At 53.3% G+C, this 392-nt stretch carries 1 pseudogene; it reads right to left on the minus strand.

Annotation, left to right across the window (positions count from 1 at the left end):
• Positions 1-392, minus strand: a pseudogene (locus HMPREF3056_RS12985) (IS256 family transposase); the annotation flags it as partial.

Genomic DNA, 392 nt, shown 5'->3' on the forward strand with positions numbered 1-392 from the left:
CGCAGTGCCTTGAGCGCTCCGCCTGCCCCGTCGGTGGTGACGATAAGTGGTTGCGCGATTTTGTCGAGCAGCTTTAGGTACTCGTATGAGCTTTCGCGCAGGCACCAATGCCAGGCGATGACGTGTGTATTGGTGCAGGCGACCAGCAGGCATTTCTTGTGAAAGTAGGTGCCGTCGATAAAGACCTGGTCGTAGACACGATAGGGGTCAGTAGACGTGGGCACGGTGATAAACCACAAAAGCTTGAACCATCGGGTCAACGTTCGTCTGGTTACCCCAAGGCGTTTAGCTAAATGGTCTGCGGATTCACCGGAAAGAATCCAGTCAATAAAGATTTTGAAGTGCCGAATCTCGCTGGCGCGTGCGCGGGTATTAATCGATGAAACGTTGCA

The organism is Corynebacterium sp. HMSC056F09, from assembly GCF_001815785.1.
GTDB classification, from domain to species: domain Bacteria; phylum Actinomycetota; class Actinomycetes; order Mycobacteriales; family Mycobacteriaceae; genus Corynebacterium; species Corynebacterium hiratae.